This window comes from Streptomyces yongxingensis, assembly GCF_055597465.1.
In genome coordinates this window covers 667663-688489 of sequence record NZ_CM145717.1, presented here as the reverse complement: position 1 = coordinate 688489, position 20827 = coordinate 667663, and the positions used below count along the sequence as shown (strand labels likewise).

13 protein-coding genes and 2 pseudogenes are annotated in these 20827 nt (G+C 71.7%); 8 read left to right on the top strand and 7 right to left on the bottom strand.

Annotated elements, in window-relative coordinates; genetic code table 11:
• Positions 1-97: 97 nt before the first annotated feature.
• The 4 genes and pseudogenes from ACZ6TD_RS03045 to ACZ6TD_RS03030 form a co-directional block, all read right to left on the bottom strand.
• Positions 98-469, bottom strand: a complete 372-nt coding sequence (locus ACZ6TD_RS03045) for a YybH family protein (protein ID WP_471349977.1) — start codon at positions 467-469, stop codon at positions 98-100.
• Between the two features lie 164 nt (positions 470-633).
• Positions 634-936: a muconolactone Delta-isomerase family protein gene (locus ACZ6TD_RS03040; RefSeq protein ID WP_471349974.1), complete on the bottom strand. Its 303-nt coding sequence runs from the start codon at positions 934-936 to the stop codon at positions 634-636.
• 80 nt (positions 937-1016) lie between these two features.
• Positions 1017-1220, bottom strand: a pseudogene (locus tag ACZ6TD_RS03035) (aldo/keto reductase); the annotation flags it as partial.
• 651 nt (positions 1221-1871) lie between these two features.
• Positions 1872-2597: a hypothetical protein gene (locus ACZ6TD_RS03030; RefSeq protein ID WP_471349969.1), complete on the bottom strand. Its 726-nt coding sequence runs from the start codon at positions 2595-2597 to the stop codon at positions 1872-1874.
• A 507-nt stretch (positions 2598-3104) separates the two neighbouring features.
• Here ACZ6TD_RS03030 and ACZ6TD_RS03025 point away from each other — a divergent pair.
• On the top strand, positions 3105-4697 hold the full coding sequence (locus ACZ6TD_RS03025; RefSeq protein WP_471358802.1) for an amidase: 1593 nt from the start codon (positions 3105-3107) through the stop codon (positions 4695-4697).
• 250 nt (positions 4698-4947) lie between these two features.
• On the opposite strand, the gene ACZ6TD_RS03020 is transcribed toward ACZ6TD_RS03025, so the two are convergent.
• The gene (locus ACZ6TD_RS03020; protein ID WP_471349965.1) at positions 4948-5445 is read right to left on the bottom strand and encodes a winged helix-turn-helix transcriptional regulator; all 498 of its coding nucleotides are present in this window, start codon (positions 5443-5445) and stop codon (positions 4948-4950) included.
• A 117-nt stretch (positions 5446-5562) separates the two neighbouring features.
• Here ACZ6TD_RS03020 and ACZ6TD_RS03015 point away from each other — a divergent pair, with 117 nt between their 5' ends.
• Positions 5563-6864 (top strand): MFS transporter, encoded by a 1302-nt coding sequence (locus tag ACZ6TD_RS03015; protein ID WP_471349962.1) that lies wholly within the window; start codon positions 5563-5565, stop codon positions 6862-6864.
• A 148-nt stretch (positions 6865-7012) separates the two neighbouring features.
• On the opposite strand, the gene ACZ6TD_RS03010 is transcribed toward ACZ6TD_RS03015, so the two are convergent.
• Positions 7013-8005 (bottom strand): MGH1-like glycoside hydrolase domain-containing protein, encoded by a 993-nt coding sequence (locus ACZ6TD_RS03010; protein ID WP_471349958.1) that lies wholly within the window; start codon positions 8003-8005, stop codon positions 7013-7015.
• Between the two features lie 105 nt (positions 8006-8110).
• Here ACZ6TD_RS03010 and ACZ6TD_RS03005 point away from each other — a divergent pair, with 105 nt between their 5' ends.
• The 4 genes from ACZ6TD_RS03005 (at position 8111) to ACZ6TD_RS02990 (ending at position 18601) form a co-directional block, all read left to right on the top strand.
• Positions 8111-11119, top strand: coding sequence for a glycosyl hydrolase (locus tag ACZ6TD_RS03005; protein WP_471358798.1), 3009 nt, complete (start codon positions 8111-8113; stop codon positions 11117-11119).
• A 165-nt stretch (positions 11120-11284) separates the two neighbouring features.
• A complete protein-coding gene (locus ACZ6TD_RS03000) occupies positions 11285-13855 on the top strand; it encodes a beta-L-arabinofuranosidase domain-containing protein (protein WP_471349954.1) in 2571 nt (856 codons plus the stop codon).
• A gap of 79 nt (positions 13856-13934) precedes the next feature.
• Positions 13935-17315: a glycosylhydrolase-like jelly roll fold domain-containing protein gene (locus tag ACZ6TD_RS02995; RefSeq protein ID WP_471349949.1), complete on the top strand. Its 3381-nt coding sequence runs from the start codon at positions 13935-13937 to the stop codon at positions 17313-17315.
• 53 nt (positions 17316-17368) lie between these two features.
• On the top strand, positions 17369-18601 hold the full coding sequence (locus tag ACZ6TD_RS02990; protein WP_471349946.1) for a glycoside hydrolase family 78 protein: 1233 nt from the start codon (positions 17369-17371) through the stop codon (positions 18599-18601).
• Here the strand turns inward: ACZ6TD_RS02990 and ACZ6TD_RS02985 are convergent.
• Positions 18504-18929 (bottom strand): alpha-L-rhamnosidase N-terminal domain-containing protein, encoded by a 426-nt coding sequence (locus ACZ6TD_RS02985; protein ID WP_471358796.1) that lies wholly within the window; start codon positions 18927-18929, stop codon positions 18504-18506. The two genes, ACZ6TD_RS02990 and ACZ6TD_RS02985, sit on opposite strands and share 98 nt — an antisense overlap.
• A gap of 140 nt (positions 18930-19069) precedes the next feature.
• Between ACZ6TD_RS02985 and ACZ6TD_RS02980 the strand changes: the two are divergent.
• Positions 19070-19273, top strand: a pseudogene (locus tag ACZ6TD_RS02980) (hypothetical protein); the annotation flags it as partial.
• A gap of 57 nt (positions 19274-19330) precedes the next feature.
• Positions 19331-20344, top strand: a complete 1014-nt coding sequence (locus ACZ6TD_RS02975) for an alpha-L-rhamnosidase-related protein (protein WP_471358793.1) — start codon at positions 19331-19333, stop codon at positions 20342-20344.
• The last annotated feature ends 483 nt before the right edge of the window (positions 20345-20827 follow it).

Here is a 20827-nt window from a genome sequence, read left to right as displayed (position 1 = left end):
CCTCCGTCGGCCCGGGCCGGCAGTCGCCGCTGGGCTCGCCCCTCCCGCCGAGGTCCGGGGGCGCTGGAGGTCACGTGAACCGGGTGAGAATGCTCGATCAATTCAGTTTCGACACCTGATAGTGGGCGATGTGCCACTGGCCGGCGACGCGCCTGAGGACCACGCTGAGGGTGACGCCGAGGGGCGGCCGGTCGGTGAACGAGAAGTCGACGCCCAGGTAGCCGAGCAGGACGTCCTCGGCCAACTGCCGTGTCTCCAGCACCTGGTAGTCCGCCGTCAAGCCGAGAGGCTGGGAATCGTAGTACTCGGCGACCCCCTGACGGCCGACCGAGTAGGGATGAAGCCCCTGGAAGATGACGTCCTCGGTGAAATATGAGGCGACTCGCCGCGGTTCGTGTGCATCGACCGCGGACTTCCATCGGTCCATGACGCCCCGCAGGATCGCTTCCTGCGCTGCTGTGCTGTTCATCAGGGTTCTCCTCTCAGCCGCCGGGGGGCACCCGGGCGGCGGGCTTTGCCTTGCTCGCCGAACATGTCCGCTGCCTGGACGCGGTATCGCGCGGGTGGCGGATCGAACGTTGCTCCCTGCGGCGGCCACGGCCGCCGCGGGGAGCATGTGGCACGGGGACCGGATCAGGCGGCGCAGCCGGTCGGGCCCGGGTCGTTGGGGTGGGGCTGTACGGCGGTGACCACCGCGGTCATCCAGGGCCACAGGGGCAGGGTGCAGAGGACCTTCTCACGTAGATCCGCCTCGTCGTCGGCGCGCCACACTCCGATGCTGCGGAGCTCGCCCACCGGGCGCCACAGCCGGACCAAATGGCCCGCGGAGGCGAGCTCCTTCGCCCGGACGGCCTCGTCGGCGCGGCGCCGGCCGACCTCGGCGGGGTCGGTGCCCTCGGGCACCGTCGTGGTGAGCTCGACCAGGAACTCGTTCATGGTCATTTCCTCTCTCGGCCGGCGCCGGGGCGGGACGGTCAGTACCTGGCGCCGACAGGGGCGGGGATGGCGTTGAGGTCGGCGACGTCGCGGACCTTGGCCTCGATGTCGAGGTTGGCCCGCAGGTTGTCCTGCTGGAAGCGCGGCAGACGCCGCCGCTGGTCGTTGTGCGGCAGCTCGTCGAAGGAGGTGAAGCGGCCGGCGAGGAAGCCGCGGCCCAGAGGCGAGTACGGCAGGAGGCCGGTGCCGTGCTGCGTGCAGTAGGGCAGGACCTCGGCCTGGACGCCCAGGCCGATCATGCCGACCTTTGGTCCGTGGGCACCCAGGGCGGTGGTACGCATGCCGGTTTCTGCCTTCGTGTCGAATCGGGGGGTCCGTGACCGGAACTGTAAATTGGGCGACCGGTCGACTATGTGACCCTAGGCGGCTGGGCAGGGGAATCAAAGTACAAGGGGGGCTTGAGCCGGGACTTGCTTCCTCGCTCCTGGTAGCCATGGCCTCCCAGCGCACGTCGGCGCGGCGGTGGCCGCGATCGGTGGGGCGCGCCCGGGTTTCAGCTGCGGCGGCGAGGCGGCAGAACCTGCCCGGAGCGCCGCGCCAGTTGGCCGTGACCGATTCTCTCGCGTCCCCGGGGACGTAGCCCCCGGCAAGGGCCGGCCGAATGGCCGCAACCCACGTGTGTGGGCTTCCGGCATCCGCGGAACTCATCGCCCGGCCCGTGGTGCCGCACGGTCAGGTCGGGCTCCACCATCGTCATCACGGCACGCAACCTAGGCAGCGCGGCAGCAAAGCGGCGGGGGAGAGGTGACCGGCGGTTACCCGGGCTCGGGCGACGCGGCCTCGATGACCACTGGACTCCCCGCGGGCTTCCGCGCTTTCCAACCGACCCCACGGTACGACGTCCGCCCGCCGCGGTGCCCGAACAGGGGGATGCCTCAGCCGCGTATGGTCACGCCGTGGCGCGTGCGCAGTCGGTGCAGCTCCCACAGGGAGAGCGCGGTCACCGATAGCGGGCCGCCGAACAGGGAGCAGAACTGGGCCCACAGCGGCCCGTTGGGCATGCCACTCCCGGTCAGGTTGAAGACGGCGATGATCCAGACCATCACCACAGTCAGCACGGCCGGCAACGCGGCGTGCACATAGGCGGTGTTGAAGGCGGAGCGGGCGACGTAGGCCGAGGCCAGGAAGAAGAACGGCAGCCCCCACAGCACGAACGCGAGCGCGGGGACGGCGGCCACGAACAGCCACACCCCGTGCAGCCCGTGCAGCAGCGTGGTGCCCGAGATCAGGTACACCGAGGCGCCGAGGACGGCCACGACCAGGATGTACCAGCCGACGGTCTTGGCCGGGACGCGGAGCCGGGAGCGCAGCAACCGTCGCCGCTCCGCGGGGGCGTAGCGGATGAAGGCGGTGATCACCACCGGTCCGGCGATGATGAGCAGGACCGGCGTCACGATGAGTTGGGCGAGGCTCTCGCTCGCCTGGCCCTCCAAGTCGTCGTCCGACCCGTACGTGTAGTAGAGCGCGAGCGTCGCGAGGACGCCGAGTACCGTGCGGGTGATCTGGACACGGTCGACCACGGGATCGTGGACACGCCCGCCACCGTCCTGGTCGAACAGTCTCCGCGCGGCCCGGTGCACCGAGCGGAGCAGGGGGACCATCCAGACGAGGAAAGGCACCCGCCGGTACCAGCGACGGCCCCTGGGCGCCGGCCGGTACGGCCCGGGCGGCGGGGGAGGGGGCGGGGGCCCGTACGGATCCGGTGTCGGCGGGGGCCCGTACGGGCCGGGTGCCGGCGGCGGCCCCCAACGATTGCCTCCCTGCCCGGGGCCGTTCGGCAGACCCCATCCCCCCGTTGCCATCGAGGCTCCTCCTCGCCCATCCGTGTCAATCACACGTTTTCGCCAGTGGCCGGAAATTGTAGGGTACGCAGTTCGATGACCTGCCGGGTCGCGCGATCGGCCGGGTCGGCGTCGTTGCCTACGTCGGCGGAGCGGTGCTGCGGACCACCATCTCGAGAGGTGCCCGGGCCCGCGCCGGCACCTCCCGGGCTCCGGCGTTCCCCCGGTGCAGCAGGGGGACATCACCAGTGAAGAGCCGGGGGACAGTCGGAGCGCGGTACATCGGAGACACCTCTAGCGTGCCGACCTATGAGTACGCCGAACCGAATGGACCGGATCAACGCCACGCGCCGGAGCATGCTCGCGCTCGGCACCGCCGCGGCAGCCACGCCCTGGTTTGGTGCGGCCCCCGCCCAAGCCCGCCCTGCCACCGGAAGCCTGGACGAACTGGGCATGACCGAGCTTCGCGGGCGGATGGACGAAGGGCGGCTCGACGCCGAACGGCTGACCCGCTATTACCTGGACCGGATCGACCGTATCGATCCGCTCCTGCACGCGGTGATCGAGGTCAATCCCGACGCGCTGCGAGAGGCCCGGCGTCTGGATGCCGGGCAACATCCCCGTGGGCCCCTCCACGGCATGCCCGTTCTGCTCAAGGACATGGTGGAAACCGCGGACCGCATGCACACAACCGCCGGATCACTCGCCCTGGAGGGCCTCCGGCCGGCAAGGGACGCCACGGTCGCGGCCAGGTTGCGCGCGGCCGGTGCCGTCATCCTCGGCAAGACCAACCTGAGCGAGTGGGCCGGCGGGATGTCGCTCACCCACCACGCCGGCTGGAGCGCCCGCGGTGGGCAGACCCGGAACCCCTACAAGCTGGATCGGTCGCCGAACGAGTCCAGCTCCGGTACGGCAGTCGCCGTCGCGGCCAACCTGTGTGTCGCCGGGATCGGTACCGAGACCAACGGTTCGATCATCGACCCCGCCTCGGCGAACTGCGTCGTCGGAGTGAAGCCGACCGTTGGACTGGTCGGGCGCGGCGGAGTGATCCCCGGCGTGCCCAGCCAGGACAGTGTCGGCCCGATCGCGCGCACGGTCCGCGACGCCGCGATCCTGCTCGGCGTCCTCGTCGGCATCGACGACCGTGATCCGGCGACCGAGGCGAGCCGTGGTCACTTCCATCGTGACTACACCCGTTTCCTGGATGCCGACGGACTGCGTGGTGCGCGGATCGGCATACCGCGAACCGTGTACTTCGGTTACAGCGACCACGCCGACGAGATCGCGGAGCGGGCGATCGCCACGCTGCGCGCCGCCGGCGCGACCGTGGTCGACCCGGCCGACATCCCGACGGCCGCGCGGCTCGAGGACCTCCCCAGCTCGAAGATCGTGCAGGTGTACGAGATCAAGCGGGCGCTGAACGCCTATCTGGCCGGCGCCCCCGGCGACCACCCGCGCGGCCTGGCGGAGCTGATCGCGTTCAACCGCGCACACGCCGACCGCGAGCTCCGCTATGTGCGGCAGGACGGTCTGGAGGCGGTGCACCGGCTGGACTTCATCGAGAGCGAGTACCGCGAGGCGCTGGCCACCAACCACCGGCTGTCACGTGCCGAAGGCATCGACGCGGTGCTACGGCGCTTCCGCCTCGATGCGTTGGTGATGCCGACCACCGGACCGCCGGCCAAGATCGACTTGGTCCGCGGGGACAGCTACGGCGGCGGCGCGTCCACGCCCGCCGCACTCGCCGGGTACCCCGCGATCAGCGTCCCGGCAGGCTTCGCCTTCGGCTTGCCGGTCGGCCTGACGTTCATGGGCACGGCATGGAGCGAGCCGACCCTGCTCCGCCTGGCCTACGCCTACGAGCAGGCCGGCCGGGTCCGCAGAGCGCCGACATACCGCCCCGCGGACGTGGGCTTCTGACCCTGTACGCGATGTGCGGCATCTGGCCGGGCCAGGCCGACCTCGATGCCCTCGTCGCCGGTGTCTCACAGCCCTGGGACTCCGGAGTCATCGAGGGCCACGTGCCGGAGCAGCTCTCGTAGGTCGCGCGCATGGGCCCAGACGTCGACCTCGTCGCCGAGGAACACGACGGGAAGGTCCGCGAGGCCCACGGGACGCCACCTGCCGGAGATCACCCCTCGCTGTCCGTCCTCCTGCCCGGCGACCCCGCTCAGCGGGCCGTTCTCGCCTCCGTCGAGGTCTCCTTCTCAACGCTCTCCGTCTCTCGCACCTTCTCCACGACGGTGTCCTCCGGCTCTACCAGCCGTCCGTCCGCCGCCTGGATCCGCAAGCGGCGCAACGGGCGGCTGGTCCGGCGGTCCAGCAGGCGGGAGTGGTCCTCGCCCGGGGTGAAGCACTGCTCCTCGCCCCACTGGCGCAGAGCGACGATCACCGGGAACAAGGCGCGGCCCTTGTCCGTGAGGAGGTACTCGCGGTGGGACCCGCCGTCCGGCGCGGGCTCGCCGCGCAGCACCCCGGCCTTCTCCAGTGCGCGCAGCCGCGCCGCCAGGATGTTCTTGGCGATGCCGAGGCTGCGATGGAATTCGCCGAAGCGGCGGCTGCCGTCGAAGGCGTCCCGCACGATCAGCAGCGACCACCAGTCGCCGATGGCGTTCACCGTCCGCGCGACGGGGCAGGGGTCGGCGTCGAAACGGGTGCGGGCGACCATCCGCGGCTCCTCTCCTCCAGCTCACCAGCCCCCCTCCAGGGTTGGTTGCAACATGCTACCTCGCACGGTTACTGTCACGCCGGTAGCAAGATGCAACCGAATGGAAGGTGTGTCGGTATGGCGATCGAGTGCTCCGATGCGGTCGGCGGGTGCGGGGGGTGCGGCGGGACCGGCGGGCACGAGGCGCATACCGCGGCGTCGGCGTCGCCATCGGACGCGTCGCCGCCCGCCCAGCTCGTGCCTCTGCTCGCCCTCGCCTGCGGCAGCTCCGTCGCCACCGTCTACTTCGCCCAGCCCCTGCTGGTGACCCTCGGTGAGCGGTTCGCGCTCGGCTCAGGGCTGCTCGGTGTAATCGTCACCGTGACGCAACTCGGTTATGCCGTGGGCCTGTTGACGCTGGTGCCGCTCGGCGACCTGCTCGACCGTCGGCGGCTGGTCACCGGTCAGCTCGGGCTGCTGGCGCTGGCACTGCTGGTCGCCGGGCTGGCGCCGGGCGTGGCGGCGCTGCTCGGCGCGCTCGCCGTGGTCGGGCTGCTCGCCGTCGTCGCCCAGACGATGGTCGCGGCGGCTGCCGCTCTGACCCCGCCCGCCCGGCGCGGCCGTGCCGTCGGGACGGTCACCGGCGGTATCGTCACCGGAATTCTGCTGGCCCGCGCCGCCGCCGGCGTCCTCGCCGACCTCGCCGGCTGGCGGGCGGTCTACCTGGCGTCCGCGGGCGTCACCGCCGTCCTCGCCTTGCTGCTGCGTCGTGTTCTGCCCCCGGGCGCGCCGTCTACCGGGGTGCGCGAGGTGTCGTACGGACGACTGGTCGCCTCGACAGTCACCCTGTTCGTCCGTCATCCGCTGCTGCGGATCCGGGGCGCGCTCGCCCTGCTGGTGTTCGCGGCCTTCAGCACGCTGTGGAGCGGCGTGGCGCAGCCCCTGAGCGGCCCGCCGTGGTCGCTGTCGCACACCGCGATCGGGGCGTTCGGGCTCGCCGGGGCGGCCGGGGCCATCGCCGCCGGAGTGGCCGGGCGCTGGAACGACCGGGGGCTCGCCCAGCGCACGACCGGTGTCGGCCTCGCGCTGCTGGCGCTTTCCTGGCTCCCGATCGCCCTGACCCGGCAATCGCTGTGGGCGCTGGCGATCGGCGCCGTCCTGCTGGACTTCGCCGTGCAGGCCGTCCACGTCACCAACCAGACCCTGATCCACGCCGTCCGGCCCGACGCGGGCAGCAGGATCATCGGCGGCTACATGGTCTTCTACTCGGCGGGCAGCAGCCTCGGCGCCCTCGGCTCCTCCCTCGCCTACGCGACGGCGGGCTGGCCGGCCGTGACAGCCCTCGGCGCGTCATTCAGCCTCGCCGCCCTGCTCCTGTGGGCGACAACCCGCCGTATGACACCGAAGCACCCCGATGAGAGGAGTGCGGGTGTCGACTGACCGGCAGGCTATGGGCCTTGGGGCATACACGGCTCGCACGCGGAGCGGACCGTGCTTCGTCCCCGGATCGGTGGCCCACCGTGCGGGGGATGGTGCTCGTCGCACCGAAGGCGCGTACAGCCTCGTGGTTCGTGCTTCGGCCGGTGCTTCAAAGCTCGACGGGGCTGCCGCCGGCGGGCACGTTCCGTCCGCGGGAGCGGCCGCCCCGCACGAGCACCTCGACGCGGACGGGTCCGTCGGCGTTGACGTCGAAGGAGGCGCCGGAGGCGCGGAGCACGAAGTCGCGGACCGCGACGCGGGCACCGGTCGCTCGGAACACGGTCCGGCCGTCCCGGACGAGCGCGGTCCTGTCCGGTCCGGCGGTGACGGTGTAGGTGTGTCCCCGTGTCCCCGCAGTTTGTACGTTGGCGACCGTATGGGTGCCGGGCAGTCCGAGGCTGCCGAACATGAGGGCCGAGGGGTCGCCGTCCCAGGGGTTGTCGGAGATGAGGTCGTGCGGGCCCTGTACCGCCATCGCGTTGGACCAGGAGTAGGTGCGCCAGGCGGTGTCCACGGCGGAGCCCATGACGGACGGGCCGGGGATGGGGTCGAAGGACTCGGGGAACCAGTTCTCCTTGTCCCAGACGTCGAGGTGCATCGCGGTGGCGACGCTCGGAATGACGTACGGGCCCCAGAACTCCTCGGGGTCGAGCAGGTGTTCCTCCACCAGGGTCCGGGCCCGGTCCGGTGTGGCGAGATCGGCGAACAATGGGTAGAAGACGGTCGGCGTGACGACCTCGTTCCAGGTTCCGTCGAGGTAGCGGCTCAGGTACAGGCCCTTGCCGGGGTGCCACAGCCGGTCGTTGAGCAGCCGCCGGCTCGTCTCGTGCCGCGCGGCGAAGCGGGTGGCGTCCTGCTCCAGCACCGAGCGGTCGCCGAACGTGGTGTACAGCCGCCAGATGGCGTAAGCATGCATGGGACCGGAGTTCTGCTGGTCGTAGCGCGGCCCCCGGAGCGGGACTTGGTTGGGCGGTGCCGGCGCGTCGAAGACGTCCGTCTCGTGCTGGATGGCGAGCGGGCGGCTGACGAGAGCGGCGTCGATGGCGTCGAAGGCCGAATCCCACCCGGTGAACAGTCCGCCTCCCCCGCCCCATCCCCACATGACGAAGTTACTTGCCGGTCCCGTCTTGACCTCCCCCGAGGGCGCGGTTTAGCGTCCCGGCGTCGAGGGTCATTGAAACGATCCAATACCGTTGGGACGGTGCTTATGCGTCATCTCGTCTCGCAGCGTGGCGGGATGTCCCGACGTACCGCCCTGGCCACAGGACTGGCCGTGGCATCCGCGGCGGCCTTCGGCGCCGTGTCGCCGGGCGCGGCCGCCGCGCCCATGGCCGACGGCGGCGGGACCACCGGGAACTGGTTCGCCGACGCGCCGCCGTCCGCGCGCCCCAAGTTCCGCTGGTGGTGGCCGGATGGCCTGGTGGACCCGGACGAAATCGCGCGCGAGGTCGACGAGATGGCCGACGCGGGCTTCGGCGGGGCCGAGATCGCCGCGGTGCACCACAGCGTCCAGGACAAGTCGCTCCTGGACACCGCGCACCACGGCTGGGGCAGTGGACCCTGGCGCGATGGCGTCGAGGCGGCCCTGCGCCGAGCGGCCGGACGCGGCCTCACCATCGACATCACGCTCGGCCCCAGTTGGCCCCTCGCGGTGCCCGGCGTCACCCCCGACGAACCGGCGGCCGCCAAGGAACTGGCATACGGCCGTGTCTCATTGGCCCAGGGAGCCGCGTACCGGGGCCCGGTCCCGCCACCTGTGCACGAGGCGGCCCCCGGCGTCACCGGCCAAGAGCTCCTCGCCGTGCAGGCGGTCCGGCTGGACCCCGCGAACTCCACGGGCAAGGAGACCGGGTTGGACCTCTCCAGCGTTCGCGACCTCACCACCGGCGTCACGGACGGCATGGTGACGTGGACGGCTCCCGACGGCGGAGACTGGGTCCTGCTCTCCTACTGGCAGCGCGGCTCGGGACAGCGGCCCGAGTCCGGCCCCCATTCCTCACCCACCGCTCACGTCGTCGACCACTTCGGCTCCGCCGGCACCGCTGCCGTCACCGGCTACTGGGAAAGACAGATCCTCACCCACTCCATGCGCCGCCTGCTGAAGGCCGCGGGCGGAGCGTTCTTCGAGGACTCCATCGAGTTGGAGACCGATGGACTGATCTGGACCCGGCATCTGCCCGACGCCTTCGAGGAACGCACCGGCCGGCCCCTGCTGCCCTTCCTGCCCGCCTTGGTCCTGGACCGCGGCCATCAGGTCTTCGCCTTCGAGGCCCAGATGACCCGGCAGATCAGACACGACTTCCGGCAGACCCTGTCCGAGCTGTTCAACCGCCACCACCTGGGCGCCCTGCGTGACTGGGCGCACTCGCTGGGGATGGCCCTGCGGTCGCAGCCGTACGGCCCGCAGACGGACGCCATCGCCTCCGCGGCGATTCTCGACATCCCGGAGGGCGAATCCCTCGGCTTCAAGAACCTGGACGACTTCCGCTGCCTGGCCGGCGGCCGGGACATGGCCGGGCGCACGCTGCTGTCCTGCGAGGCGGGCGCCTACAACGGGTCCGCGTACAGCACGACGTGGGACCGCTTCCTGCGCACCATGGGCGGCGCCTACGCGGCCGGCGTCAACCAGACGGTCGTGCACGGCTTCTCCTACGCCTCCGCACCGCGGGTGAGCTGGCCGGGCTTCGCCGCCTTCAGCCCCTACGACGGCGGACCCGGCTACGGCGAGTCGTGGGGACCGCGACAGCCCACCTGGCGCCACATGGAGGACATCTCCGGTTACCTCGGCCGCGTACGCCACGTGCTGCAGACCGGCACCGCCCGGGCGGACGTCGCGGTCTTCCGGCAGACCGGCTACACCGCCACCGGCATCGGCGCCTCCTGGCTCACCGCCACCGGCGTCCCGCTCGGCTGGACCCACCAGTTCATCAGCGGCCCACTGCTCGACCTGCCGGGCGCCACCGTGTCGGGCGGCCGCCTCGCTCCCCGGGGACCGGCCTACAAGGCGTTGTTCGTCGAGGGCGACTTCTTCTACGGCTCCACCCCGACCCTCGCCCTGCCCGACGCCCGCAAGCTGCTCGAGTTCGCCGAGAAGGGACTGCCCGTGGTCCTGCTCGGCGCCTTCGACCGGGCGCTGACCCCGGGAGTGCCCGCGCAGGACGAGACGCGACGGCTGCGCCGGATCGTCGCCCGTCTGCTCGCCCTGCCCAACGTGGCCCAGGTCGCCGACAAGGCTCAGGTGGGCGACGCCCTCACCGGGCTCGGCGTCACCCCGGACGTGCGCCATGCCATCCCGTCCACCCTCCTCAACGCGCATCGGGTCACCGCGCAGGCGGACTTCTACTACCTGTGCGACGGCAAGCACTCCGAGACCGTCAAGCCCCCCGTGGCGGCGATCGACCACGACGTCACGCTGCGTCGCACCGGGGAGGGGGAGACGGTGCCGTACGCGCTCGATCCCTGGACGGGCGAGGCCGTACGGCTCGCCCGGTACACCGCGGAGGGAAACGATGTCACGTTGCGCGTCACGCTCCAGCCCGGCCAGGCGATGATCGTCGCGCTCGGACGGCCCGGGCTGTTCGGGGACCGCTACGGCAGCCGCCCGCACGCCCTCGCGACAGACGCCGACGAGGCGGTGTTCACCGCGCGTGGCCTGGCCGTCCGCGCCGGCGCGGCGGGCACGTACACGACGCGGCTGTCCCAGGGACGCACGGTGATCACCACCATCGCGTCCGTGCCCGAAACGATCACGCCCGGTGCGTGGCAGGTCGAGGTCGAGGACTGGTACCCCGGATCCAGCCCGACACGGACCGAGATCGTGCGACGCACGCTGACGCTCGACGCCCTGCTGCCCTGGTCGCGGATACCCGAACTGGCGTACAGCGCGGGGGTGGCCCGCTACCGCACCGCGGTCACCCTCCCGGCCGACTGGACCCCGGCCCACGGCGCGTACCTGGAACTGGGGCAGGTGAGCGACACGTCCCGGGTGTCCGTCAACGGCACGCGCCCGGTCCCCGTCGACCGGCTCAACCCCGTCGTCGACGTCGGACCCTGGCTCCGGCGGGGTGAGAACGTCATCGAGATCGAGGTGGCGACCCCGCTCATCAACCGTCTCAGGGTGGCCCAGCCCGCGGTCTTCGGCGCTGTCGCCCGGCAGCCCTGCGGGCTCATCGGCCCCGTCCGGCTGGTGCCGTACGCGCAGGCCGCCGTGGACTGATCCGCGCGGGGCGCACCGCCCGGCCCGCCCCCGGTGCGCCCGTTGACTTCCCTGTGCCCCCTGGCATGTGGCGTCCTCGCCGCCCCGCCAGCGCTCCACCGGACCCGCGTGAGCCGTGCGCGAGGTCCGGAGCCACTGCCGCCGGTCCGAAGGGAGCTGCGCACGTTGTCCGCACCGCATGACATCCCCGCCCCGTCCCGCAGACAGATCCTGTTCACCGCGTCCGCCGCCGCGGCCGCGACCACGGCGCCGGTACGACTCGGCGCCACGGCCGCCGCGGCCGCGGACCGGCCGCCGGGCCCGCCCGGCCCAGTAGGCCCCCTGGCCGCCTTCGCGCTGTCCGAGGTCCGGCTGCTCGACAGCCCGTTCCTGGCCAACATGCGCCGCACCTGCGCCTACCTGATGTTCGTGGACATCGACCGGTTGCTGCACACCTTCCGGCTGACCGTGGGACTGCCGTCCTCGGCGGAGCCGTGCGGCGGCTGGGAGGCCCCCGGCGTGCAACTCCGCGGCCACACCACCGGACACCTGCTCAGCGCCCTGGCACAGGCGCACGCCAACACCGGAGACGACGTTTACGCGGACAAGGCGCGCCTGCTGGTGTCGGCGCTGGCCGAGTGCCAGCAGGCCGCGCCGGCGGCCGGTTTCCACCGCGGGTACCTCTCCGCGTTCCCCGAGTCGGTCTTCGACCAGTTGGAGGCGGGCGGCAAGCCCTGGGCCCCGTACTACACCCTGCACAAGATCATGGCCGGACTGCTGGACCAGTACCGGCTCAGCGGCAACCGGCAGGCACTGGATGTCCTGCTGGAGATGGCGTCCTGGGCGGACGCGCGCACCGCGCCGCTGTCGTACGAGCGGATGCAGACGGTGCTCGGAGTCGAGTTCGGCGGCATGAACGACGTGCTGACCCGGCTGTACCTGACGACCGGGGACCCGGCGCACCTGCGCACCGCACGGCGTTTCGACCACGACGAGCTGTACGCACCGCTGGCCGCGGGGCGCGACGAACTCGCCGGACGCCACGCCAACACCGAGATCGCCAAGGTGGTCGGCGCCGTGCCCGGTTACGAGGCCACCGGCGACCGACGGTACCTGGACATCGCCGACACCTTCTGGACGACCGTCGTGCGGCACCATTCGTACGCCATCGGCGGCAACTCCGACCAGGAACTCTTCGGCCCGCCGAACGAGATCGTCAGCAGGCTCTCGGACGTCACCTGCGAGAACTGCAACAGCTACAACATGCTCAAACTCGGCAGGGACCTGTTTCTCCACCAGCCGTCGCGCGCGGAGTACATGGACCACTACGAATGGACCCTGTACAACCAGATGCTCGGCGAGCAGGACCCCGACTCCCGGCACGGGTTCGTCACCTATTACACGGGACTGTGGGCCGGTTCGCAGCGGCAGCCCAAGGGCGGACTCGGTGCCGCTCCGGGCAGCTACAGCAGCGATTACGACAACTTCTCCTGCGACCACGGAACGGGCCTCGAGACGCACACCAAGTTCGCCGACACCATCTACTTCCACGGCGCCGCCACCGGCCGGCCCACGCTCTACGTCAACCTGTTCATTTCCTCCGAACTGCGCTGGGCCCAGACAGGTGTGACCCTGCGCCAGGAGACCGGCCACCCCCTGGACGACCGCACCCGTCTCACCGTCACCCACGGCCGGGCGCGCTTCCGCTTGAGGATCCGGATCCCCGGCTGGCTGTCCAAGACCGGCCGGACGGCCATGCTGAAGGTCAACGGCCGTCCTGCCACGACCCCCGTCGAGCCGGGCACGTACGCCACCCTGGAGCGGTACTGGAGGCCCGGGGACAGCGTCGAGCTCATCATGCCCCGCGAGCCCGTCTGGAGTCCGGCGCCCGACAACCCGCAGGTGAGGTCGCTGTCGTACGGGCCGCTCGTCCTGGCGGGCGAGTACGGCGGCACCGCGCCGGACATCCTGCCGACGATCCGGCCCGGCACCCTTCGCCCCGAGTCCGGCGGCCCGACGGCGTTCAGCGCGCTCGTCGGTCACCGGCGGGTGTCCCTGCGACCCTTCCACGAGATCCAGCACCAGCACTACAACGTCTACTGGGCGGTGAGCCCGCGACGCGGGAGAGAACGGGACCTCGCCCGCTACCCGTTCGACGAGGGCAGCGGAACGTCGGCCGCGGACCGCACCGGGACCTCTCCCGACGCCTCGCTCGTGGGCGGCGCCGCGTGGAGCGCTCAGGACGGCGTGACGTCCGTGACGCTCGACGGACACGACGGCCATGTGGCGCTCCCGGCGGGCCTGCCGAGCGGACTGGAGGAGCTGACCGTCTCCGTGCGCGTCCGCGTGGACACCCTCGCTCCTTCCGCGCGTGTCTTCGACCTCGGGTACCACAAGGGCACCTACCTCTTCCTCGCGGCCACCACGGGCGCCGGACACGCCCGTGCCGCCCTGAAAATCGCCGGCATGGCGGCGGAGGACGTCATCGACGCCACCGGTCCCCTCCCGGCGGGCCGGTGGACGCATGTGGCACTCACCCTCGCGCACGGCACCGGGGTGCTCTATGTCGACGGGAGGGAAACCGGGCGGAACACGGCCATGGTGGCCGGCCCGCTCCTGCTCGGCCGGACCAGCCGTAACTACCTGGGCCGCTCGCAGAACAGCACCCACCTCCGCCTGCACGGCGCCGTCCGCGACTTCCGGCTCCGCAACCGGGCCCTGACCGCCGTCGAGGTGGTGCGCCTCGCCGAAAGCTGAACCACCCGCGGACGACCGCCGAACCGCCCGCGGACCACGCCCGTCGCCGCGCTTCCGCGCTCTCCCCAGGAGTCCAGCCATGCCCGACAACAGCCTGTCCAGACGCCGGTTCGTGGCCGCGGCCGGTGCCACCGGCACCCTGCTGGGGCCGCCGGCATCCGCACACGCCGCGGGCCCGGACCTCGCACCCGATGGAACCGCCTGGCGGGCGCGGGACTTCCGAGATCCCGCGCGAGACAGCCGTCCCACCGTCTACTGGTACTGGAACGGCCCCGTCACCCCCGACCTGGTGGACCGCCAGCTCGCGGACCTACGGTCCAAGGGCATGTACGAGGTCGTCCTCTTCCCGTTCGACAACGCCGAGATGCGACCGGTGTTCTTCACCGAGGAGTGGTTCGCCATCGTCGGCCACGTCCTGGGCATCGCGGAGCGCACCGGCATGCGGGTGTGGCTCTTCAACGACGATCACTTTCCCAGCGGCCGGGCCGGCGAGTTCATCGTCAAGGGCGGACGGATCGGCACCCGTACCTACCAGCCGCGGCCCGACCTGCGCCTCAAAGCGCTGTGGCGGTCGACCACCGTGGTGCGCGGAGCGTCCACCGTGGACGTGCTGCGCAGCACCGGGGTGGGTGTGGAGGCGGGGCGACTGGTCGCCGACGCCGCCGTACTCGCCGGGGCCGCCGTCCTGCGCGACAGCGAGGGCTGGAGCGACTACACCGTCACCGGCAGCGCCAAGGCCGAACACACCGCGGCCGGGCTCGTCGTGCGGGCCTCGGCCGACGGCCTGGCCGGATACGGCGTCGCCTTCGACCAGACCGGCGTCGTCACCGTCCACCGCCTGACCGCCGGCGCCGAACCGGCGGAACTGCTGCGCAGCGCACGCACCAACGGCTTCAACAAGACCACATTCCACACGGTCCGCGTCACCGTCCGCGGTACCTCCCTCTCCATCACGCTCGACGGCATCGACAAAGGCAGCGTCGCCGACAGCGCCCGCGCCTCGGGCGGGGTCGGCGTACGGGCCGTCGGGGACCAGCGAGCCCTGTGGGACGCGCTCACCGTCGAGGCGGCCGACGGCAGCGCCCTGTACGACGCCACGTTCGACGCACCCGCCGCCGCGGGCGACTTCCCGGACCGCGCGATCCCCGACGACGGCATCACCGTCGCCGCCGCGGCGGCACGGCCCGTCGGTTCCACCGACGCGGCCGACGCCGTCGACCTGACCGACCGGCTGACCGCCGGCCACACCTGGCAGGCGCCTGCGGGGGAGTGGCAGATCGATCTCTTCGGCGGCGTCGCACTCGTCGACGACTCGCAAGGCTACGCCCGCAGCTACGTCGATCTGCTCGACGACGAACCGGTGGAGCTGTTCCTCGACATCGTCCCGGGGGAGTGCCACCGGCGCTTCGCCCGCTACTTCCGCACCGTCGTCCCCGGGTTCTGGGACGACGAGCCCTTCTTCGCCTCCGCCGAGGCCCACTTCACACGCCTGCCGTGGTCGCCCGCCCTCGACACGGCCCTGCGGGCCGTCGGCGTCACTCCCGGACTGGCCTACGCCGCCGCCTTCGACGACCTCGGCCGCGCGGGACGAACGGCCCGGGGACGCTACTGGCAGGCCGTCTCCAACCGCTTCGCCGCCTACATCCGGAAACAGGCCCGCTGGTGCGAGCGGCGCGGCGTCGCCCTGATCACCAACCCGCTCTACGACGAAACGGCCCCGGCCAAACGCATCCCCTCCACGGGCGACCTGCACAAGGTCAACCAGTGGGCCCAGGTGCCCGGCGGCGACATCATCACGGCCGAGTACGCGGCCGGCGGGTCCACCCTGATTCCCCGCAATCCGGCCTCCGCCGCCCACCAGCAGGGCCGCGAGCGGGTCCTGCTGGAGATGTTCGGGAACATGGGCTGGCAGGTCACCCCCGCCTTCGTGCACGCGACGGTGGGAGCGCAAGCCGCCCGCGGCATCAACCTGACGGTGCTGCACGCACTGTGGACCGATGAGACGCGGGTGTACTTCCCGCCACCGTTCGGGCCGCGCGCCCCCTGGTGGTGGGGGATGCGGCCGCTCGCCGAGTGGATCGGCCGGGTCATGGAGGCCGCCCGCGGCACCTCCGCCGCGCGCACCGCCTTGCTGCAACCTCAGCGCGCCGCCGAACAATGGGCCGGCACCGCCCGGTACCGGGACGTCGACCGGCCGTTCACGGAGGCGGCCCACGCACTCGAGCGAGCCCAGGTCGACTTCGACCTCCTGCACGAGGGAGCCCTCACCGGCGACCCCGCCCTGCGCGCCCACGCCGACGTCCGTGGCGGCCGGCTCGTCGTCGGCGATGCCGCGTACGACCTGGTCGTGGTGGCGCACACGCCCACGCTGGAGGTGTCCGGGGTGCGGGTGCTGCGGGAGTTCGTGCGCGCGGGCGGCACCGTGATCGCGGTGGGCGCCCTCGACGGCGACGAGGCCGACGGCCAGGACCGTTCCCTCGCCCATGACCTCGCCGGCCTCTTCGGCGACCGGGTGCCGGGCACCCGTGCCCTGGGGCGTGGACAGGCCGTACGCGTGGCCGGAACCACCGGTCTGTCCGCCGCCACGCACGCGGCCGGCGTGGCCGCCGCCGTCCTCGACCCCGCCCAGGACGCCGTCCGGGTGCTGCGCGTCCGGCGCGGCCCGGACACCGTCTGGCTGTTCAACAACGAAAGCGGCCGGCCGGTGCGGACCGTTGCGGCCCTTCCCGTCGTCGGCGCGGCCGAAGTGTGGGACCCGGCGACCGGCACCGGTGGTCCGGCCGCGCTGCACCAGAGCACCAAGAAGGGCGTACGGCTGCCGCTGCGGCTGGAGCCCTACCAGAGCCTCGTCGTCGTGGTGCGCCCGGGCGTCCCGCCGACACCGCATCTGACCGACTCGCCGCTGCCCGTCCTCGACGTCGAACGGCACGGCATCGCCCTGCGGGCGACCGTCGAGGCGTCCGCCCCCGGGACCCACACCCTCACCGGCACCGACGCGGGACACCGCTACCGCGGCACCGTCACGATCGGCGACCCGCTCGAACCGGTCCCGGTGACCGGCGACTGGACGTTCACCTTCGAACGCGACGGCGCCACCCCCGTCACCGGACCGCTCGGCAGTTGGACCAACCACGACCCGCTGTTCTCCGGCAGCGGCACCTATGCCATCGGCCTCGACATGGAGCCCGCCCACCTCGACGGGCGCCGGGTCCTGCTCGACCTCGGGGAGGTGCGCGACATCGCCGAGGTCACCGTCAACGGCGGCGCGCTGCCTCCCGTGCTGTGGGCGCCGTTCTCCGCCGATGTCACGGACCTGCTCCGCCCGGGGCACAACGCGGTCCGGGTCCGTGTCGCCAACACCCTGTCCAACGAGCGCGACAAACCGCTTCCCTCCGGGCTGCTCGGCCCGGTCACCCTCCGGTTCCGGCGCCGCGTCACCGCCGAACTCCACCGCGTCTGACCATCTCGCCCACGCGATCCCGCACACCCGACCCGCACCGGCAGGGAGCCACCATGCGCAGACCGCGCCACCGTGGCGGACAGCGACTGTCCGCCGTCCTGGCCGCCGCCACCGCCTTCGTGACCGTGCTCGCCGGCGCCGTCACCGCCGACGCCGTGGCCACGGGCACCATCACCGCGACCCGTCTGCGGACCGAGCACGTGACGCGGGCCCTGGGCATTGACGACACGACCCCCGCACTGAGCTGGCAGCTCAGGGCCGACACCCCCCATTCCCTCCAGTCCGCCTACCGCGTACAGGCCGCCAGCTCCCTTCAGCGGCTGCGCGCGTCCCGCCCCGACCTGTGGGACTGCGGCAAAGTCGACTCGGCCACGCCCGAAACCAGGTACGCGGGCAGACGGCTCGGTTCCCGCGCCCGGGTCCACTGGCGCGTCATGCTCTGGTCCGCGCGCGGGCATCGGCCCTCCGGGTGGAGCGAGGCGGCCGTGTTCGAGACCGGTCTGACCAGACGGTCGGACTGGGGCGCGGACTGGATCACCCATCCCGCCTGGCGGTTGAGCAGGCGATCGGTGGCCCCGGCCGTCGTCAAGCTGCCCCGGACCACTGCCCGTTACGTACGGCTGGACGTCACCCGGCTCGGCCTGCCCCTGGCCGAGGACTTCCCCCGCCGCACCTGGCGGCTCCAGCTCGGCGAGATCGACGTGCGCGACTCCGCCACCTCCACCACCGGCCTCGCCCGCGGCGCCACGGTCACCGCCTCCGAGAGCAACACGGTCCGCAAGACCTGGGAACCCGCCCTGGCCGTGGACGGCCTGACCAACAGCGCCCTGCAGACCGCCGCCGGTTACTCCAGCGGGGCGCACCCCGGCGCCGACGTCTCCGGCAGGCCCATCACCCTCACCCTCGACCTGAAGACGGCGAAGACCTTCGACGAACTGGCGCTCTACCCGCGCGCCGACGTCCTCACCGACGACGGACGCGTGCCCGGCTTTCCCGTCGACCACGCCGTCTCCAGCGCCGACAGCCCGGGCGGACCGTTCACCACACTGACCCGGGTGACCGGGCAACGGCCGCCCACCCCCTACCTTCCGGACGGACTACCCCTGCTGGCCGATGACTTCACCCTCGCGCGGCCGGTGCGTCGGGCCCGCCTCTACATCGCCGGACTGGGCATCTACGACGCCACCGTCAACGGCGAACCCGTGGGCGACGCGGTCCTGGAACCGGCCAACACCGACTACGGCGAACGTGTCCAGTACGCCATCCCGCCGGTGCGTTCACGGTGATCTCGGGCCGTCCGGCGATGTTGCGTCCGAGGTCGAAGACGCGGCTGCTTTCGGCCCCCTGGATCTCCTTGCCCGTAAGGGTCTCCACGACCCGGATGGGTTCGGTCTCCCGGGCGCTGAGCGCGGCCGGGTGCCCGGCGGTCCCGGGGGCTTCCACCGTGACCGCGTGCCGCCAGTCGCGGCGGTCACCGCCGGGTTCGTTCCAGTGGGCGATTTCCCGGCGTGCGTCGTAGTCCTCGCCGCCGTACCAGTTCGACGAGGTGGTGGGGCCCAGGACGGTGCGCCAGTCGTCGCCGCTGGTGATGGTGCGCACCCGGCCGTCGGCCAGTGTGACCTCCAGTCGGGCGATCAGCTTGGGGTCGCTCCGATTGCCGTAGAGCTTGCGGTAGCGGTCGACGGTGCTGATGGGACAGCTACACCTCCCGCGGCGGCGGCAGCGAGACCTGGCGCCCGCGCTTCGGCTACCACGGCTTCCGCTACCTCGAACTCAAGGGTGTGCCCGACGGGGCCACCGTCACCGTCCGTGGCGAAGTCCTGCGCACCGACAACACCTCGGCCGGCGACTTCACCACCAGTTGGTGTTCCCCGCCCTGGCCGGCAACTACGACATGCAGGCCCAGCTCCGCAAGATCGTCCGCGACATGGCCGACGCACAGACCACGGACGGGCTGATCCCCAGCACCGTCCCGGAGTACACCAGCCTTCCGGGCGCCTACCGCAACGACGCCAATTTGGGGCGGCGCCTTCGTCCTCGTCCCCTGGCAGCTCTACCGCACCTACGGCGACAAGGACATCCTCACGACGTACTACCCGCGCATGCGGCGGTACGCCGCCTTCCTGCGGACGCAGGTCACCGGCGGCATCCTCGACTACGGCCTGGGCGACTGGTTCACCCCCGACCGGACCTTCCCGCGCGCCGTCGCCGGCACCTATGGCTACTGGCGGGTCGTGGACACCCTGGGCCGCATCGCAGCCGTACTGGGCGACGACCAGGCCGCCGGCGCCTACCGGGCCGAGGCCGACGCGAGCGCCCGGGCACTGGCCGCGACGTACTACGACACCGCCACGGGAACCTTCGGCGGCGGCGGTCAGGGCGCCGAGGCGCTCGCCCTCGACATGGGTGCCTACCCGGCCGGTGAGCGGGACCGCCTGCTCGCCCACTTCGTCACCTCGGTCCAGGCCGCCGGCCACCACCTGCTGCTGGGAGAGATCTCCCTGCCCGCGGCCTTCCGGGTCCTGAGCGCCGCGGACCGCGACGACGTCATCCACGCGATCGCCACACAGACGACCAGCCCCAGCTACGGCTACCAAGTGCGCGCCGGCAACACCACCCTCGGCGAGTCCTGGGACGGCGGCCCCGGCCAGTCGCAGAACCACTTCATGCTCGGCGCCATCGACTCCTGGTTCACCAGCCGCGTCGCGGGCATCGCCCAGACCCCCGGCTCCGTCGGCTACGCCGAGCTGCTCATCGATCCGGCCGTCGAGGGGGACATGACCTCGGCGTCCGCCTCCTACCGGACGCCGTACGGCGTCGCGCGCACCGCCTGGCAGAGGGATGCCGACCGCTTCCGGCTGAGGGTGGACGTCCCCGTCGGCAGCACGGCAGAAGTCCACGTCCCCACCTCCGGCGGCCCCACCGAGGCCCCATCGGGAGCGGCCCCTGCGCACACCACCGGCACCGAGGCGGTCTACCACGTCGGGTCGGGCCGCTGGACCTTCCGCTCGACCCTCTCGCACGGCTGACACCGACATCTCCCACAACACCGGGCCGGGCAGTCGGAAGCGAAGGTTTCCGTGGTCAATTGGGTGGCGCGTTCACATTGCGCCATGTCTCGCACCTCGCTTTCCGGCCAGCTCATTGGTTCAGGTCCTGTCGAGTCCGGACCAGCACGGCCACGCCGATGGGGGTGCCTTTACCGCGATGGGGATCCCTTTACCGCTCATGGGGAACTAATGCGGGCGGCCGGATCGAAATCGGCCGCTACCTCCACCATAAATTAAAACGCAGATAAACGCTTGGTGAATGTTGATTAAAAGAGCCGCCGGGAAGGCGGGGGAGTCCACGGGAAAAGTGCTGTCCAAAACCTCGCGGATGTGGCGCCAAGTGAATCCACTTTGTCCCAATTCGCACATCAATGTATGACTCAACGTTTTATTGCTCGAGCCTTGACCTGCATCGACCGCGCCTCCTACGTTTTTGCCGCCGGATTCGGGCGTTCCGCCTGA